The organism is Bacillus sp. z14 (2026), assembly GCF_058313575.1.
On record NZ_JBZFQK010000002.1, the window covers coordinates 733452 to 751254 of the forward strand.

At 37.9% G+C, this 17803-nt stretch carries 15 protein-coding genes; 14 read left to right on the forward strand and 1 reads right to left on the reverse strand.

The features are described 5' to 3' along the window. Positions 1–251 precede the first annotated feature (251 nt). The 9 genes from recA (at position 252) to AC4G3O_RS09685 (ending at position 11187) form a co-directional block, all read left to right on the forward strand. A complete protein-coding gene (gene recA / locus AC4G3O_RS09645) occupies positions 252–1295 on the forward strand; it encodes a recombinase RecA (protein ID WP_066100261.1) in 1044 nt (347 codons plus the stop codon). A gap of 535 nt (positions 1296–1830) precedes the next feature. Continuing rightward, entirely contained in the window at positions 1831–3390 is a 1560-nt protein-coding gene (gene rny, locus AC4G3O_RS09650; protein WP_066100258.1) for a ribonuclease Y, read from the forward strand. Between the two features lie 111 nt (positions 3391–3501). Further along, positions 3502–4299, forward strand: coding sequence for a TIGR00282 family metallophosphoesterase (locus AC4G3O_RS09655; protein ID WP_066100255.1), 798 nt, complete (start codon positions 3502–3504; stop codon positions 4297–4299). 135 nt (positions 4300–4434) lie between these two features. Beyond that, positions 4435–4695, forward strand: a complete 261-nt coding sequence (gene spoVS / locus AC4G3O_RS09660) for a stage V sporulation protein SpoVS (protein WP_066100252.1) — start codon at positions 4435–4437, stop codon at positions 4693–4695. Between the two features lie 119 nt (positions 4696–4814). Next, entirely contained in the window at positions 4815–5735 is a 921-nt protein-coding gene (locus tag AC4G3O_RS09665; protein ID WP_066100249.1) for a dipeptidase, read from the forward strand. A gap of 171 nt (positions 5736–5906) precedes the next feature. Beyond that, positions 5907–7643 (forward strand): 2-oxoacid:acceptor oxidoreductase subunit alpha, encoded by a 1737-nt coding sequence (locus AC4G3O_RS09670; protein WP_139891211.1) that lies wholly within the window; start codon positions 5907–5909, stop codon positions 7641–7643. Beyond that, positions 7644–8510, forward strand: coding sequence for a 2-oxoacid:ferredoxin oxidoreductase subunit beta (locus tag AC4G3O_RS09675; protein ID WP_066100243.1), 867 nt, complete (start codon positions 7644–7646; stop codon positions 8508–8510). A gap of 345 nt (positions 8511–8855) precedes the next feature. After that, complete coding sequence (gene tdh / locus AC4G3O_RS09680) at positions 8856–9896, forward strand: L-threonine 3-dehydrogenase (protein ID WP_148629585.1); 1041 nt, start codon at positions 8856–8858, stop codon at positions 9894–9896. A gap of 112 nt (positions 9897–10008) precedes the next feature. Then, positions 10009–11187, forward strand: coding sequence for a glycine C-acetyltransferase (locus AC4G3O_RS09685; protein WP_066100241.1), 1179 nt, complete (start codon positions 10009–10011; stop codon positions 11185–11187). Between the two features lie 141 nt (positions 11188–11328). Here the strand turns inward: AC4G3O_RS09685 and AC4G3O_RS09690 are convergent, their stop codons facing one another. Next, the gene (locus tag AC4G3O_RS09690) at positions 11329–11889 is read right to left on the reverse strand and encodes a GNAT family N-acetyltransferase (protein WP_066100238.1); all 561 of its coding nucleotides are present in this window, start codon (positions 11887–11889) and stop codon (positions 11329–11331) included. Between the two features lie 537 nt (positions 11890–12426). Between AC4G3O_RS09690 and lepB the strand changes: the two genes are divergently transcribed. The 5 genes from lepB (at position 12427) to AC4G3O_RS09715 (ending at position 17778) form a co-directional block, all read left to right on the forward strand. Continuing rightward, positions 12427–12981 carry a signal peptidase I gene (gene lepB, locus AC4G3O_RS09695; RefSeq protein WP_491136099.1) on the forward strand — a complete coding sequence of 185 codons (555 nt, stop codon included), beginning with the start codon at positions 12427–12429 and terminating at the stop codon, positions 12979–12981. A gap of 411 nt (positions 12982–13392) precedes the next feature. Further along, positions 13393–14931 (forward strand): tRNA (N6-isopentenyl adenosine(37)-C2)-methylthiotransferase MiaB, encoded by a 1539-nt coding sequence (gene miaB, locus AC4G3O_RS09700; RefSeq protein WP_139891208.1) that lies wholly within the window; start codon positions 13393–13395, stop codon positions 14929–14931. 2 nt (positions 14932–14933) lie between these two features. Beyond that, positions 14934–15365, forward strand: a complete 432-nt coding sequence (locus tag AC4G3O_RS09705; protein WP_066100229.1) for a YlbF/YmcA family competence regulator — start codon at positions 14934–14936, stop codon at positions 15363–15365. A 139-nt stretch (positions 15366–15504) separates the two neighbouring features. Next, positions 15505–16716 carry a phospholipase D-like domain-containing protein gene (locus tag AC4G3O_RS09710; protein ID WP_187393412.1) on the forward strand — a complete coding sequence of 404 codons (1212 nt, stop codon included), beginning with the start codon at positions 15505–15507 and terminating at the stop codon, positions 16714–16716. Positions 16717–16788: 72 nt separating this feature from the next. Continuing rightward, entirely contained in the window at positions 16789–17778 is a 990-nt protein-coding gene (locus tag AC4G3O_RS09715) for a Gfo/Idh/MocA family protein (protein WP_066100226.1), read from the forward strand. Positions 17779–17803 lie beyond the last annotated feature (25 nt).

A 17803-nucleotide genomic window follows, 5' to 3' on the forward strand; every position in this document is an offset into this window, starting at 1 on the left:
CCCCAACTTATATGGTTGGGGATTTCTATTGTTTATAAAATTGAGATAATTTTAGTTTTACTTTAATTACTGCTAAAAGCATTCTGTTTGCTAGAGAGTTTCTTTAAATTTATTAGCAAAATTACCATTAAAACAATACGAATAAACGTTCGCTTTTTTACTTGTTAAATGGGGACAGATGAGGTATAGTATAAATAAGTTCTAAATTATACATGTAATGTTTTTATATAGATATGGGGAGGAAATAAACTGTGAGTGAACGTCAAGCTGCGCTCGATATGGCGCTAAAACAAATTGAAAAGCAATTTGGTAAAGGTTCAGTAATGAAGCTGGGGGAAAGAGCAGACAGAAAGGTTTCTACCATTCCAAGTGGTTCGCTTGCTCTTGATTCAGCCCTCGGTGTGGGTGGATATCCAAGAGGTAGAATAATTGAGATTTATGGACCGGAGAGTTCCGGTAAAACGACAGTAGCTTTACATGCAATTGCTGAAGTACAGGCACAGGGTGGACAAGCAGCATTTATTGATGCAGAACATGCTTTAGATCCGGCATATGCACAAAAGCTTGGCGTAAATATAGATGAATTATTACTTTCCCAACCAGATACAGGTGAACAGGCATTGGAAATTGCTGAGGCGCTTGTACGAAGTGGTGCAATTGATATTATCGTTGTTGACTCAGTGGCTGCTTTAGTACCAAAAGCTGAGATTGAAGGTGAAATGGGAGATTCTCATATGGGTCTACAAGCCCGTTTAATGTCTCAGGCTCTTCGTAAACTTTCTGGATCCATTAATAAATCTAACACCATAGCAATCTTTATCAACCAAATCCGTGAGAAGATTGGTGTTATGTTTGGTAACCCAGAAACAACTCCAGGTGGTCGTGCTCTTAAGTTCTATTCTACGGTTCGCCTTGAAGTAAGACGTGCAGAACAACTGAAACAGGGAAATGATATTGTAGGGAACAGGACTAAAGTAAAGGTTGTTAAAAATAAAGTGGCTCCACCTTTCAAAGTGGCAGAACTTGATATTATGTATGGTGAGGGTATTTCCAAAGAAGGAGAAATCATCGACATTGGTTCTGAATTGGATATTATTGAAAAGAGTGGGTCTTGGTACTCATATAATGGAGATCGCTTAGGACAGGGAAGAGAGAATGCGAAGCTCTTCTTAAAAGAAAATCCAGATGTTCGGGATGAAATTTCCATTAAAATCCGCTCAGCCTATGGATTAAACGGTGAAGCGAAAGTGGTTGAAGCAGCAGAGGAAATGGATAAATTTGATTTACCTGAATAAGTAGTTTGTAATGGGCAAACCTGATTATGGGTTTGCTCTTTCTATAGGTGGGCCTCAGGGTGTGTTTTATTATAAATTTAGCTGTTTCTGAAGAGAATCATGAAAGAAATAATATTTAGGTAGTATAGTGACTGGCAGAGTATGATCAATCAGTAAGTGTTGTTTGAGAAAAATCTATAACTTTATTAGAAAAGATGCGAAAAACAAATAATTTCTTCGGCTTTTGTACTTTTACTCAACTTAATGGGAAGCGGCTGTCTTAAAGTGGAGAGTATTATTAGAAACTATGACCTAGGTGGATAGGGTCACGAAAATTGTATATCTGTCTGTATTTTCTAAAAACGATTAAAAGAGCGTCAGGACTTGCTCTTGACAACAAATTTTCATAACTTTACAATAGAAATGTATTAATATCTTTTTTTATGACATGCCTAAAAGCGATTGTGCTGTATATTTTTAGATGATGTACATGCCAGAATTGAAAACAATGTAGTAAAAGAGATTAAAAAAGTTAATAGCAAGAGGAGGTGTAATGATGGATCCAATCGCTATCATCTCCATTTTGCTTGGCCTAATTGTTGGTGCAGTTGTTGGCTATTTGTTAAGAAGATCTATAGCTGAATCTAAAATATCCGGCGCAACGAACGCAGCTGAAAAAATTATTGAGGACGCAAAGCGTGAAGCGGACGCCTTGAAAAAGGAATCCCTTCTTGAAGCAAAGGATGAGATTCATAAGCTTCGGACTGATGCTGAAAAGGAAGTTCGTGATCGACGAACTGAATTACAGAGACAGGAAAATCGAATTCTACAAAAAGAAGAGAATCTGGACCGTAAAGCAGACTCTCAAGATAAACGTGAGGCTTTATTGGAGAAGAAAGAAGATTCTCTGAACCAAAGACAACAGCATATTGAACAGATGGAAAGCAAAGTGGACGAGATAATTCAAGCTCAAAGTTCTGAACTTGAACGTATTTCTAGCCTGACTAGAGAAGAAGCAAAAGCCATTATCCTTGATCGTGTTGAGAAAGAGCTATCACATGATATTGCAATCATGATGAAAGAGAGCGATAACCGAGCGAAGGAAGAAGCAGACAAAAAGGCACGTGAAATCTTGTCACTTGCGATTCAACGTTGTGCAGCAGATCATGTGGCCGAAACGACCGTTTCTGTTGTTAATCTTCCAAATGATGAAATGAAAGGTCGAATTATCGGTCGAGAAGGACGTAATATTCGAACACTTGAAACGTTGACGGGAATCGATTTAATTATTGATGATACACCTGAAGCTGTCATTTTATCTGGATTTGATCCAATTAGACGTGAAACTGCAAGACTTGCCCTTGAAAAGCTTGTTCAGGATGGCCGTATCCATCCGGCTCGTATTGAAGAAATGGTTGATAAAGCAAGAAGGGAAGTCGATGAGCATATCCGTGAAATCGGTGAGCAAACAACATTTGAAGTTGGGGTTCATGGCTTACACCCAGATTTAATAAAAATTCTTGGCCGCTTAAGATACCGTACAAGCTATGGTCAGAATGTGCTTAAACATTCGATGGAAGTAGCTTATTTATCCGGCTTGATGGCAGCAGAACTTGGTCAAGATATTACATTGGCAAAGCGCGCTGGACTATTGCATGATATCGGTAAAGCGATTGACCATGAAGTAGAAGGAAGCCATGTGGAAATAGGAGTGGAACTTGCTACGAAGTACAAGGAACATCCTGTTGTCATTAATAGTATTGCTTCTCACCATGGAGACGCCGAACCAAAATCTATAATTGCCATTCTGGTAGCAGCTGCTGATGCATTATCTGCAGCTAGACCTGGAGCTAGAAGTGAAACGCTTGAAAACTATATTCGTCGCCTTGAAAAACTTGAGGATATTTCTGAATCCTATGAAGGTGTTGAAAAATCATTTGCAATCCAGGCAGGACGAGAAGTTCGTATTATTGTTAAGCCTGAAAGTATTGATGATTTAGAGGCACACCGATTAGCCAGAGATATTAGAAAACGTATTGAAGATGAACTGGACTATCCGGGACATATTAAAGTGACGGTTATTCGTGAGACCAGAGCAGTTGAATATGCAAAATAAAGCGGTGTTCCTCACCGCTTTATTTTTTTGGAGATCGAAACTTTTTTAAACAAAAAAGTTAAACTATACCAAAGATAATCTTGGCCTAGTTTCAAAGAAAGGAAAGCGAAAATGAGGTTATTATTTATAGGGGATATTGTTGGATCACCTGGAAGAGCAATGGTGAAAGAATATTTAGGGAAGTTAAAGGAAAAATATAGACCGCAGTTTGTCATCATTAATGGAGAAAATGCTGCAGCTGGAAGAGGGATTACCCAAAAAATTTATAAAGAATTACTTGAGTACGGAGCTAATATCATTACACTTGGTAATCATTCCTGGGACAATCGTGATATTTTTGAATTTATAGGAGAAGCAAAATATCTGGTGCGCCCTGGGAATTTTCCGGAGGGAACACCGGGCACGGGACTTTCCTTTGTTAAGATGAATCAGTTTGAATTGGCTGTTATTAACCTGCAGGGCAGAACCTTTATGCCTGCGCTTGATGATCCATTTTTATGTGCAGATAAATTGGTAGAAGAGGCCAGTAAGCGAACGCCATTTATATTTGTTGACATGCATGCTGAAGCAACCAGTGAAAAACAGGCAATGGGATGGTATCTGGATGGACGAGTGTCAGCGGTAGTTGGGACCCATACACATGTCCAAACAGCTGATAACCGAATTCTGCCTAAAGGAACTGCTTACATGTCTGACGTAGGAATGACAGGGCCTTATGATGGTATTCTAGGAATGGAACGCGATGCTGTCATCAAGAAATTCTTAACAAGCCTGCCTGTGAGATTTGAAGTACCAAAAGAGGGAAGAGCTGTACTTAGTGGTTTAATTATTGATTTAGATCCTAAAACGGGCAAAGCGAAAAAAACTGAGAGAATTTTAATTAATGAAGATCATCCATTCTTTTATTAAAAACGATTGCGAGGAGCCAACCTATAGGGGTTGGCTTTTTTGTATGGTATATCTTTTGTTCATTATGAATATAGTTAACAGAAAAAACATACTCACTAGGGGACATGTCTTGGAATAAGATGAGGAGGACCAGAAATGGAAATATTAAAGGTTTCAGCAAAATCTAATCCCAACTCTGTGGCTGGAGCGCTGGCTGGAGTACTTAGAGAAAGAGGAGCAGCAGAAATCCAGGCAATAGGTGCAGGTGCATTAAACCAAGCAGTAAAAGCCGTAGCGATTGCAAGAGGATTCGTCGCACCCAGCGGGATGGATCTTATATGCATTCCTGCTTTTACAGATATCTTAATTGATGGTGAGGAACGTACCGCCATAAAACTAATTATAGAACCACGGTGAAATGAAACTGCAGTAAAACTGGAGCTGACTCTGATAAGGGATCGGTAGGCGTATTCTCCGACCGGGAGGATGCTCCTTTTTGTTAACCGAAGCTAACATAACATGGGGGATTAGCTTAAATGAGAATATTTGATGCACATTGTGATGTGTTAATGAAGCTGTTTCTTAATCCAAAATTGGACTTTTATCATAGCAGGGAGCTAGAGGTAACAAATCTTGGTTTGAAAGCAGCTAATATACAAGTACAAGTTTTCGCTATTTATATACCGGAAAATGTACATCCTTCTATCCGCTTTGATGCAGCTCTTGCCATGGTGGATATTTTTTATGACCAAATAATTGGCACAGGGAAGTTAAAATTCATTCGAAAGTATAAGGATATTGGCAGGCTTAAAGAGGGAGAGACAGGTGCGATTCTCATGTTGGAGGGTTGTGACTGTATTGGCGACGACATGTTGAAGTTGAAGCTATTACTGAGGCTTGGTGTTACAGTGGTAGGGTTGACATGGAACTGGGCTAATCTGGTCGCTGATGGTGCATTGGAAAAACGCGCTGCCGGTCTAACCGCCTTTGGGAAAAAGGTAGTTGAATTGTTGAATGTTACGAACAACTGGTGTGATGTATCTCATTTATCGGAGAGAGCATTTTGGGATTGCATGGAAATACATAGCAGACCAATTGCTTCTCACTCAAATTGCCGATCGCTAGTTGATCATCCAAGAAATTTGAGTGATGAACAAATTAAAGCATTAATTCAAAAAAAATCGGTTATGGGACTTACATTTGTCCCTGAATTTTTAACAGGTACCAATCAGGCAAACTTGACTGATGTATTGAGGCATCTGGAACATGTTTGTTCACTTGGAGGTGCCCGTCATGTAGGATTTGGATCTGACTTTGATGGGACGACAACAAGCGTACATTCTCTCAGCAGAGTGGAACAATATAGTAATCTGGTTAACGAGCTGCTGAAGTATTATAAGGAAGAGGATGTCCGTCACTTCTTATTTGATAATTTTGCATCAAGATATGGCCAATAGGGGTTGAATTGAATACGCTATTTCTTTATTTATGGTTTTTTTAGAAACTTAAGCTTAATATTGTAGACATAATGGTATATTCTAGTAAATAATAAAATTATTGTTAATAGTTTTATAGCTGACATGAAAAACCAATATTTCATATAAGGGAATCGAAGGGGTGTAAAGGAAATGAATAAACAACTTTCATGGAAAGTTGGAGGGCAGCAAGGTGAAGGCATAGAAAGTACTGGAGAAATTTTTTCTATTGCATTAAATCGTCTGGGATATTACTTGTATGGGTATCGCCATTTTTCTTCCCGTATTAAAGGGGGCCATACAAATAATAAAATTCGAGTAAGCACAACACAGGTTCGATCAATAGCCGACGATTTGGATGTGTTAGTGGCATTTGACCAAGAAACCATTGATGTGAATTATAAAGAATTACATAAAGACGGTATTATTTTGGCCGACACCAAGTTTGATCCCAAAGCTCCTTTAGATACCGAAGCAGTACTCTATTCCGTCCCATTTACAGAAATAGCCTCTCAGCTTGGGACATCTTTGATGAAGAACATGGTAGCTATCGGCGCTTCTAGTGCTGTGCTTGGTTTAAATATTCAGGTATTTTCAGAAGTGGTTGAGGAAATATTTGGAAGAAAAGGAGCCGCTGTCGTTGAAAAGAATTTAGAAGCGATTCAAGCTGGCTATGACTTTTTAATGGAACAAATGGGTAACAAGGCTGGAGTGTTGCAGCTAGTAGAAGCTGATGGAAAAAAACGTTTATTCATGATTGGTAATGATGCGATTGCCATGGGTGCTCTGGCTGGTGGAACTCGCTTTATGGCTGCCTATCCGATTACGCCTGCCTCTGAGATAATGGAGTATTTAATTAAGCAACTGCCAAAGTTTGGAGGAGCCGTCATACAGACAGAAGATGAGATTGCTGCTTGTACGATGGCAATTGGCGCAAATTATGCAGGTGTACGCAGTTTAACAGCTTCAGCTGGTCCAGGTTTATCGCTAATGATGGAGGCAATTGGATTGTCGGGTATTACAGAAACTCCGCTTGTAATTGTCGACACACAACGTGGAGGCCCTTCGACAGGTATGCCTACAAAACAGGAACAATCCGATTTGATGGCAATGATTTATGGAACTCATGGTGAAATTCCAAAAATCGTTCTTGCACCAAGTACAGTGGAGGAAGCATTCTACGATACAGTAGAAGCTTTTAATTTAGCTGAAGAATATCAGGTTCCGGTGATTATCCTTTCCGATTTACAATTATCATTGGGTAAACAAACCGTTGAGCCTTTAGATTTTAGCAGGGTTGAGATTAGGAGAGGTAAATTAATTTCTGAGGAGTTACCTGAGCCTACTGATAAAAGTTATTTTAAGAGATATGCTGTAACGGAAGACGGGATATCACGAAGACCTCTTCCAGGAATGAAAAATGGAATCCATCATGTTACAGGCGTTGAACATGATGAGACGGGAAAACCCTCAGAGGTTGCTTCCAATCGTGTAGCTCAAATGGATAAACGAATGCGCAAAATCGAGTCTGTAAGATTTAAAGATCCAATCCATATAAATGCTGTCCATGAGAATCCAGACTTGCTATTGGTCGGATTTATTTCTACTAGAGGTGTCATTGAAGAGACGATGAAAAACCTGGCTGATGACGGGATTAAAGTCAACCATGTACATGTAAGGCTTCTTCATCCATTCCCTGCCCATGAGTTACTGCCCTATGTTCAGGATGCGAAAAAGGTAGTTGTTATCGAGAATAATGCAACAGGACAACTTGCCAACATTCTGAAAATGAATATTGGCCATGCCGAGAAGATTACGAAGCTTTTAAAATATGACGGCAATCCATTTTTGCCGTACGAAGTGTATACAAAATGCAGGGAGTTGGTTTAAATGGCTACATTTAAAGACTTTAGAAATAATGTAAAACCAAACTGGTGTCCCGGCTGTGGTGACTTCTCTGTTCAGGCCGCTATCCAGAGGGCAGCAGCTAATGTAGGTCTGGAACCGGATCAACTTGCTGTGATTTCCGGAATAGGCTGTTCAGGCCGTATTTCCGGTTATATCCAATCCTATGGGTTTCACAGTATACATGGCCGTTCTTTACCAATCGCACAGGGTGTCAAAATGGCGAATCGTGATTTAACCGTCCTTGCCTCAGGTGGAGATGGTGATGGATTTGCAATTGGCATGGGTCATACAGTACATGCGATTAGGAGAAATATTGATATCACCTATATTGTTATGGACAATCAAATATACGGTTTAACGAAGGGTCAGACATCACCGCGCTCTGCAGCCGGCTTTAAGACGAAATCTACGCCTGGAGGTTCGATTGAACAGGCGATATCTCCAATGGAAATGGCCTTGTCAGTTGGTGCGACTTTTGTGGCGCAAAGCTTTTCCAGCGACTTAAAAGATTTGACAGCATTGATTGAAGCAGGTATTCGTCATAAAGGTTTTTCTTTAATTAATGTTTTCAGTCCATGCGTGACCTATAATAAAGTGAATACGTATGATTGGTTCAAGGGTAATTTAACAAAGCTTTCAACAATTGAAGGTTACGATCCATCCAATAAAGAAGCAGCGATGCAGACGTTAATGGAGCATAAAGGCTTAGTTACCGGCTTAATTTATCAAAATACTGCTCAGCCTTCCTATCAGGAATTAATTCAGGGGTATGCTGAAAAACCTTTATCTTCTGCTGATTTGAAATTGACTCAGGAACATTTTGATAAATTGACAGCAGAATTTATGTAATTGAATAAACACCGGCCGAGTAATCGGTCGGTATTATTTTTATGTAATGTGAGGTAAGTATTCATGGAGAAATCTCTTGAAGAATGAACCCCTTGATATATCAGGGGTTTTTATTATGATTAGCAGATACCTTTGATAACGACTTATACATGGGGATTCATTCTTAGATGACAATGTAGGTTGTCTTAGTCCGGAAAAAATATTCACTTTAGTATACTTTTTTAAAAAAATATTCTTCTTATAATCAACTGTCCGCCATACGAGGAATAGCCTATTTACATAATTAAGTTAAAAATTTAAAATTTTGGTATAAACCAGGTTTTTTTAGACAGGAGTGTGTATACGGTGGATGGAAAAATGAAAGCGGTTGTAAAACATAAAAGAGGTTATGGAGCAGAACTCCAATTGATTGATATTCCTTCTATCAAAGAGGATGAAGTGTTGATTAAAGTAAAGGCGACGTCCATATGCGGGACGGATGTCCATATTTATACTTGGGATGAATGGTCTCAACATAGGGTTAATCCTCCTTATGCATTTGGGCATGAATTCTCAGGAGAGATTGTTGAAGTGGGAAATAAAGTACAGGATTTCCAGATAGGTGATTATGTTTCCGCTGAGACACATTTAGTTTGTGGAATCTGCCCTCAATGTATGACGGGACAATATCATATATGTAAAAACACAAAGATAATTGGGGTTGATACACAGGGGTGTTTTGCTGAATATGTAGCTTTACCGGCATCTAATCTTTGGAAAAATCCTGTAGATATGCCTATAGATGTAGCTTCTATACAGGAGCCTATGGGGAATGCGGTCCACACCGTATTGTCAGGTGAAGTAGTCGGGAAAACGGTCGCTATTATCGGTTGCGGTCCAATTGGTATTATGGCAGTGGGAGTGGCAAAAGCAGCTGGGGCTTCACAGGTCATTGCGTTAGATCTTAATGATTACCGTTTAGAGCTAGCGGGTAAATTGGGCGCTACTGTGATGATTAATTCATCGAAGACAGATCCTGTTCAGGCAGTTTATGATTTAACGGGTGGCAATGGGGTTGATATTGTTTGTGAAATGAGTGGTCATCCTATAGCCATCGATCAAGGATTTAAAATGATTACGAATGGAGGCAGGTTTTCTATTTTAAGCTTACCCTCTAAGCCTGTGCCTCTCAATATTACTGATGATATCGTTTTTAAGGGGATAACCGTTCAAGGAATTACAGGGAGACAAATGTTTAAAACGTGGCAGCAGGTTTCCCGATTGCTGGAATCAGGGCAGGTTGATGTTAAACCATTAATCACCCATCACTTCCCTTTAGAAGAGTATGAAAAAGGCTTTGACCTTATGATCAAAGGTGAGTGTGGAAAAGTGATATTACTGCCGTAAAAGGGTGCTGAATGAGGAAGAGTAATAAATTTATTCAATACTATTGATATAATGCAAAAATATAGGGAATAGAAGGAATATAAGGTAAACAATTGGATGAGGAGGAAGCGATTTGAAGGGGTTTGAATACTTGCAAACAGAATTAGACGAAATGAAAGGAACAGGTTTGTTCCATCCATTAATTCCTCTGGAATCAGAACAAGGTACAAAAGTTAAGATTAATGGGGAAAATTTGATTCAATTATCATCTAACAACTATCTTGGATTGACTTCACATCCTCGTTTAAAGGATGCAGCGCTTGATGCCATTGAAGAATATGGAGTGGGAACAGGTTCGGTACGTACAATTGCCGGTACCATGGATATGCATATAGAGTTAGAAGAGAAGTTGGCGAAATTTAAACATACGGAAGCGGCTTTAGTATTTCAATCTGGATTTACAACGAATCAAGGAGTTCTATCCGCGATTCTTACACAGGAAGATGTGGTTATATCGGATGAATTAAACCATGCTTCCATAATCGATGGAATAAGACTAACAAAAGCTACACGCCGTGTTTATAAGCATGTCGATATGAACAGCTTGGAGGATGTCCTGAAAGAGACTCAATCCTATCGTAAACGCTTAGTTGTAACAGATGGTGTCTTTTCCATGGATGGCAATATCGCACCGCTACCCGAGATTGTGGAGTTAGCAGAAAAATATGATGCACTTATTATGGTCGATGATGCGCATGCCTCAGGAGTACTTGGCCAAAATGGGCGTGGAACCGTCAATCACTTCGGTTTGGATGGACGTGTTCATATTCAGGTAGGTACGTTAAGCAAGGCTATAGGGGTTCTTGGAGGATATGTGGCAAGCAGCCGTACATTGGTTGATTATTTAATTCATAAAGGCAGACCTTTCTTATTTAGTACATCACACCCGCCTGCAGTGACAATGGCTAATATAGAAGCAATTGATGTATTATTGGAAGAACCGGAATTAATTGAGCGTTTGTGGGAGAATACAAAGTTTTTCAAAGAAGGACTAGAATTTATGGGCTTTAATACCGGAAAAAGCGAAACACCGATCACTCCCATTATCGTTGGGGATGAGGCTTTGACAAATAAGCTGTCTAATAAATTAATGGAATATGGTGTATTTGCTCAGGGGATTGCATTCCCAACTGTTGCAAAGGGTCATGCACGTGTCAGGACCATTGTAACAGCAGAACATTCCAAAGAGGAGCTGGCTAAAGCATTAAATGCATTTGAAAAGGCTGGTAAAGAGCTGGGGATTATTAAATAAACTGTATGAATGGTCTTTCGAAAATAGTTATTTAAAATAATAGGCTACTTAGAGGGAACTTCAGATATCTCTAATTAACAAGTTAATAGTAATACAGAAAAGCATTAATTCATGAAGAACGTGAATTAATGCTTTTTTTAGTTAGTTAGTCTGTCGCTTGTTCCATTCTTCTCTCAGTAAACCATATACATGTACATCATGGAATGACCCAAATCTGAAGATTTCATTTCGTAATGTACCCTCCTTACTAAAATAGCATTTTTCGTAAGAGCGGATAGCATTGGTATTAAAACTGAACACCTGAAGTTTGATTTTATGGATATGGATGTAATTAAAAACAAAAGAAATTAATGTATTCATAGCATCTGTGCCAAAGCCTTTATTGTGCCACTCGTTGCCAATGGATATCCCAACAAAACACGTGCTATTCTTCCAGTTAATTGCGAATACACCACATGATCCAATAAGTTCATTTGATTCTTTCTCAAAAATACCAAACATAAACTCTTCTTTTTTCCCACTAATCGTTTTGAAAAAATTTGTGTGATCTTCAGCTGTTAATGGAAATGGAATATCATCATTTGCAAGTAATAGTGTACTATTTTCATTTTCAATTTCAGCAAAGCGCTCAAAATGATGTGGTTCCATTTGTTTCAATAAAACTGTTTTACCTGATAAATAGTTATCAAAAAATTGTTTCATGTTTTTCTCCCTTTAATAAGGGGTGCAGTCGGAGATACACTCCCTCAGATTATTTGTTGGTTAACAAAACATCTACTGTCATATGCGCGGTCATATCCACAACTCCTTTTTATTAATAGTATAACTATATCCCAAAACCAAATATTTGAAAATTACAAATAGTATTTAAAAGGATTCTCGCTTGTTTAGGATGAGTAACCTTTAGGGTCGATATCTCTGAAAGTAGTTTTAATGAACAAAATGAAGAAAAAGCAGTGGGGGGAAACTTGTCATTGATTCACTAGGTAATCCTATTCAGATGGCTTTATTCTTTTTTCTATGTAATTGTCCTATTGCGCTATCTGTTTTTTTGCTATTCTCCAACAGTCTTTAAGTGGTACAGAAAATTCATTAAGAATGATAGAACATAAAGGCTTGTTAGCTCATTGACATTGTACGTCTTATACATCCAACACGTTTGTATTTTTCTTTGTAAGGGAATGAATGAAGAAGAGAACAGAGCGGGTGTACATGAATTAGGTTAAAGGAGTACGGTTTATGAATGATAAAATAAATATAGGAAAAGAAGCTATGTCAGTGTTTAAATCTGTCGTATTGGCAATTGTTATTGTGACTTTAATGCGTCAGTTTGTTTTTACGCCAACTACAGTGAGGGGAGAATCTATGCTTCCCAGTCTCGAGGATGGAAATCGGGTTATCTTAAGTAAAATGACAACGATTAACCGTTTTGATGAGGTCGTATTTCATGCAACAGATTCATCTGATAGTTATGTAAAACGTGTAATTGGTCTTCCAGGAGATACTGTTGAGATGAAGAATGATGTTCTATATATCAATGGAAAAGCGGTTGATGAACCTTATCTGGTGGAATTTAAGAAGGATTTACAAGAGAGGGAACGTCTGACTGAAGATTTTACATTGAGGAATTTGACAGGTAAACAAAAAGTTCCAAAGGGACAAATGTTTGTTCTTGGAGATAATCGCTTGTACAGTAAAGATAGCAGGATATTTGGTTTTGTGCCAATGGATCGAATTATTGGTGAAGTGAAACTGTGCATTTGGCCAATAAGTGATATTGGTTTTGCGAAGTAACATGAATAGTGTTGGAGGATGTTTGTCTGCCTTATATCAAAGAATACATTGGTATAACGCAGACAAACATTTTTTTGGAGAAATATGTGATTGATTTAGGGATTGTTTAGAAAGACAAATGCTCTTAAGTAATAGGAAGAACCAAAAAAATTGTATATATGCCTGTACAGGTATTTTTATCTGCATGTTTATCCCAAAAAAGGCTATTTTACACTTCATATTGAGAAATTTGCCCAAAACCATTATACTAAATGAATGTGACAAAGATAGTTTTAAAAATGATTGCAATACAGTTTGTAATTGTTATTTTTGAGTTTAGTGCTTTTATAATTGTGTTTATGAGTGGTTTGGTCTATTTAATAATATATATAGATTTAATCAATAAGTGTGGATACATGGAAGGGGATTTATATGAACGAGCAGCAACGATTGGATACAACGACCGCTGTTAAAAATGACAAAAAGCAAGAGAAAGATTATAGCAAGTATTTTGAAACGGTTTACATGCCACCATCCTTAAAAGATGCTAAGAAACGCGGAAAAGAAGCGATTAATTATCATAAGGATTTTAATATTAATGAACAATTCCGTGGTATGGGTGAAGGACGCAAGTTTTATATCCGTACGTACGGTTGCCAAATGAATGAGCATGATACTGAAGTTATGTCCGGTATCTTTTTAGCTCTTGGATATGAACCAACTGACAGCGTGGAGGATGCCAATGTAATTTTATTGAATACATGTGCCATTCGAGAAAATGCTGAAAATAAAGTGTTCGGTGAACTTGGCCATTTAAAAGCATTGAGAAAAAATAAGCCTGATTTATTGCTTGGTGTATGTGGATGTATGTCACAGGAAGAATCTGTTGTGAATAAAATTTTACAAAAGCATGCCTTTGTAGATATGATATTTGGAACACATAATATCCATCGTTTACCGGAAATACTGATGGAAGCATATATGTCCAAAGAAATGGTTATTGAGGTTTGGTCCAAGGAAGGGGATATTATTGAGAACCTTCCAAAAGTAAGAAAAGGAAACATCAAGGCTTGGGTTAATATTATGTATGGCTGTGATAAGTTCTGTACGTACTGTATTGTTCCATTTACACGTGGAAAGGAACGGAGCCGCAGACCTGAAGATATCATTCAGGAGGTTCGTCAGCTGGCTGCTCAAGGATATCAGGAAATCACATTGCTTGGGCAAAATGTAAATGCATACGGTAAGGACTTTGAAGATATCGACTATCGTCTAGGCGATTTAATGGAAGAAATTCGTAAAATCGATATCCCGCGTGTGCGCTTCACGACAAGTCACCCTCGTGATTTTGATGATCATTTGATTGAAGTTCTGGCTAAGGGCGGAAACATGATGGATCATATCCATTTGCCTGTTCAATCCGGTAATAATGATGTCTTAAAAATCATGGCTCGTAAATACACTCGTGAACAATACTTGGAATTGGTTCGTAAAATCAAGGAAGCAATCCCTAACGTCACACTGACAACTGATATTATAGTTGGCTATCCGAATGAAACGGACGAACAGTTTGAAGAAACGATGTCTCTTTATCAAGAAGTTGGATATGACTTGGCTTATACATTTATTTATTCTCCGCGTGAAGGTACACCAGCCGCAAAAATGAAGGATAATGTTCCGATGGAAGTCAAAAAAGAGCGTCTTCAACGCTTGAATGCACTGGTAAACGAAACAGCCAACAAAAAGAATCAATTATATAAAGGCCAAATTCTCGATGTTTTAGTTGAAGGGGAAAGTAAAAATAATCCGGATGTACTGGCGGGTTATACAACTAAAAATAAATTGGTTAACTTTAGAGCTCCAAAATCTGTTATCGGTAAAATTGTAAAAGTAAAAATTACAAATGCTAAAACATGGTCACTTGATGGTGAGTATGTGGAAGAAACAAATGAGGTAGAGGTGGGAGTTTAAAAATGGGGAACTACACGAAAGAACAAATTATTGACAAAGCAAAAGACTTGGCTAAAATGATCTCAACGACTAATGAAGTTGATTTCTTTAAACGAGCGGAAGCACAAATCAATGAAAATAAAAATGTAGCTGAGTTAATGTCAGTAATCAAGGGGTTACAAAAGCAATCGGTCAACTTCCAACATTATGGAAAGACAGAAGCCTTTAAAAAGACAGAGGAAAAATTAGCGAAGGTAGAACGTGAATTGGATGAAATTCCGATTGTCCAGGAATTCAAACAATCGCAGATGGAAGTTAATGATCTTCTGCAGATGGTAGCTAATGTCATCTCAAATACAGTGACAGATGAAATCATTAAAGCAACTAATGGTGATTTGTTACGTGGGGAAACTGGCTCAAAAGTAAAAAATAATTCTCACAGCCATAGCTGCTAATTTTAGAAAGCCATACATTACTCCTTTATTAAAAAGGTGTGATGTGTGGCTTTTTTACTTATTTAATAATATGGATTCATTTACACATACTAAGCAAAAAGGAAGATGTAATTTGTCTTCCATTCAAAGGACAGTCAGGATGCTGAAAAAAATAATTATATATTTCATTAACGGTCTTTTACTGTTTAGTACCTTTATAGGCTTGCTTTTAGTATGGGTGAATTATGATATTAAAGCGGGAAGAGAAGCGGCGGAAGCAGGTAGCCAACCTCATACCTATCCAATTCGTAACAGTAATTTTGGATTGTACACGGATTGGAAAACTTTTTATCCTCAGTTTTCAAAAGATATTTTAGAGGCTAAGGAATATGTGTATATTCATTATTTTTCAATTGGTAGCGGTGAAGCAAGCGAAAAATTTTTCGATTTATTGAAGAAAAAGGCGAATCAAGGAGTCGAAGTTTATTATTCGGTAGACCGAGCAGGCTCTTTAAAGGGTAAGAATGATTGGTTTGATGAACTGAGAAAAGCAGGGGTGCATATAACCTATAGCAATGATCCTCATTTTCCTCATATTTGGTACTCCATCCAGCATAGAAATCATCGTCGAATAGCTGTGATAGATGGGAAAATCGGATACACAGGCGGACTTAATGTAGCACAAAAATATACAAAGAATACATGGCATGATTATCAGATCCGTATGACAGGTGAGGGTGTTCAGGACTTTGAACAACAATTTTGCGAGGATTGGAAGGTAAATACAGGTAACTCTCCACCCATACATAAGGTTGACTTGGAAAAAGGAGAAACCAATCATTATTTGAAGGTATATTCAAGTGGATTTGGCTTGGTTGAGGATTTTATTCAAGAATTCGATGCGGCAAAAAAACAAATTATCATTGCGACCCCCTATTTTATTCCAGATAATCGTGATTTTATGGATGCTTTAAAACGGGCAAGAAAACGTGATGTGGAGGTTATCATCATGTGGCCCAAACATTCAGATGGATTAATGTTAACCCAGGCTGCGTATCCTTTTGTCAGAGAAGCACTCGAAAACGGAATGAAGGTATACCAATATGATAAAGGAATTTTCCATGGGAAGGTTGTCCTAGTAGATTATGAAAGATTAATGACTGGAACAGTCAACATCGATTCACGTTCATTTAGGTTGAATGATGAAATGACTTTATTTATGAAATCATCACCATTTAGTCAAACGGTTCAAAAACAATTAGATGTAGATCTCGGGGATTCAAAGGAAATTAAATTAGATTATTTTGATAACCTTAAAATGAAAGATAAAATACTGATGAAAATTGCCAAATATGTACATTATTATCTATAATAGAAGTAACTTCTAAGAAACGGATCATTGTAATGATCCGTTTTTTTAGGACTTTGGAAAGGAGAAATAAGAATGCCAAAAATAAAATGGGGTATTTTAAGTACGGCAGATATTGGGCAAACTCAAGTGATTCCCGCCATTAAACGTTCTGTCCATGGAGAGGCAACAGCGATTGCCAGCCAAAGTCAAAAGGCTAAAGATGTGGCTGCAAGCTTGGAGATTCCGAGGACGTATGATTCATACGAAGAATTATTAGCGGATCCTGAAATACAAGCTGTTTATATTCCATTACCAAATCATTTGCATGCAAAATGGACAATGGAAGCAGCAAAAGCTGGTAAACATGTGTTGGTTGAGAAGCCAGCTGCTTTGACAGAGGCAGAAACAATTGAAATGATGAATGCGTGTGAGCGTTATGGTGTGAAAATGATGGAAGCGTTCATGTACCAATTTCATGCCCAACATAAACGTGTAAAAGATATTATTAAAACGGGAGAAATAGGCGAGGTAAAGTATATGTATGCCAGTCATTCGTTTTTATTAAGTGATGATGAGGATAATATTCGTTTATCTTCGGAAAAAGGGGGAGGGGCCCTATATGACGTTGGCTGTTATAATATCCATGCTATCAGGCATATTTTAGGAGCTGAACCAATAGAAATAATGGGCTTTGCAGATCTGAATAATCCTTATGATGTAGACTTAACTACCACAGCGCATATGACGATGGATAATGGTGTGCGAGCGATGTTTGATTGCAGTTTTGAAATGACTAATCGAAATGAATACCGCGTGGTTGGCACTCTAGGAGAGATTATATGCAGAAATGCTTATCGTCCAGATCTTGTTGGACATCAAGGGGAATTATTGGTTAAAAGCGGAGGGGAGACCCGAAAAGAAGTGATTATGTGTGATCAATATATGATGCAAGTGGATCATTTTGCAGAATGTATACTTAACGATCAAACCCCAGCATATACGCCATTGGATACCGTGCAAAATATGAAAATAATTGAAGCTTGTTATAAATCAATCAAAGATCAAAGTATTGTTAAGTTGTAACTTTTAATTGAGGTCTGTTAAGTCC

Excerpts from the sequence above, each read along its gene's own strand:
- rny (WP_066100258.1), top strand. The coding sequence starts at position 1,831 with ATGGATCCAATCGCTATCATCTCCATTTTGCTTGGCCTAATTGTTGGT.
- AC4G3O_RS09690 (WP_066100238.1), bottom strand. The coding sequence starts at position 11,889 with ATGAAACAATTTTTTGATAACTATTTATCAGGTAAAACAGTTTTATTG.
- AC4G3O_RS09655 (WP_066100255.1), top strand. The coding sequence starts at position 3,502 with ATGAGGTTATTATTTATAGGGGATATTGTTGGATCACCTGGAAGAGCA.
- AC4G3O_RS09705 (WP_066100229.1), top strand. The coding sequence starts at position 14,934 with ATGGGGAACTACACGAAAGAACAAATTATTGACAAAGCAAAAGACTTG.
- spoVS (WP_066100252.1), top strand. The coding sequence starts at position 4,435 with ATGGAAATATTAAAGGTTTCAGCAAAATCTAATCCCAACTCTGTGGCT.
- AC4G3O_RS09665 (WP_066100249.1), top strand. The coding sequence starts at position 4,815 with ATGAGAATATTTGATGCACATTGTGATGTGTTAATGAAGCTGTTTCTT.
- AC4G3O_RS09710 (WP_187393412.1), top strand. The coding sequence starts at position 15,505 with ATGCTGAAAAAAATAATTATATATTTCATTAACGGTCTTTTACTGTTT.
- lepB (WP_491136099.1), top strand. The coding sequence starts at position 12,427 with ATGAATGATAAAATAAATATAGGAAAAGAAGCTATGTCAGTGTTTAAA.
- AC4G3O_RS09670 (WP_139891211.1), top strand. The coding sequence starts at position 5,907 with ATGAATAAACAACTTTCATGGAAAGTTGGAGGGCAGCAAGGTGAAGGC.
- miaB (WP_139891208.1), top strand. The coding sequence starts at position 13,393 with ATGAACGAGCAGCAACGATTGGATACAACGACCGCTGTTAAAAATGAC.
- AC4G3O_RS09715 (WP_066100226.1), top strand. The coding sequence starts at position 16,789 with ATGCCAAAAATAAAATGGGGTATTTTAAGTACGGCAGATATTGGGCAA.
- AC4G3O_RS09675 (WP_066100243.1), top strand. The coding sequence starts at position 7,644 with ATGGCTACATTTAAAGACTTTAGAAATAATGTAAAACCAAACTGGTGT.